Genomic DNA, 232 nt, shown 5'->3' with positions numbered 1-232 from the left:
CCGATTATTACCAGAATGTAGAACTCGATAACTGAGTTACTGATTGCGTAGCAACCAATAAACGCCAAGCCCAATACGATTGGGTATAGAATCTTAGGTGGAATTGCCAATACTCGAACCAGCACACCAGCGAGTGGAATGTTCACAAATGCTAGGATGATATTAGCCACAAACATACTTGCGATTAGGCCCCATGCAACATCCGCATGTTGAACAAACAGTAGTGGACCAG

The 232-nt window shown here is 44.0% G+C and carries 1 protein-coding gene; it reads right to left on the bottom strand.

Going from position 1 to position 232, the window contains the following annotated elements; all coding sequences use genetic code 11:
• Positions 1–221, bottom strand: a 221-nt coding sequence (locus tag E0702_RS21165) for a tripartite tricarboxylate transporter permease (RefSeq protein WP_368816929.1), incomplete at its 3' end; no start/stop codon positions are given.
• Between the last annotated feature and the right edge of the window lie 11 nt (positions 222–232).

This window comes from Halomonas marinisediminis (assembly GCF_004347715.1).
Taxonomy (GTDB): Bacteria; Pseudomonadota; Gammaproteobacteria; order Pseudomonadales; family Halomonadaceae; genus Halomonas; species Halomonas icarae.
This window is presented reverse-complemented; position numbering and strand designations above follow the sequence as displayed.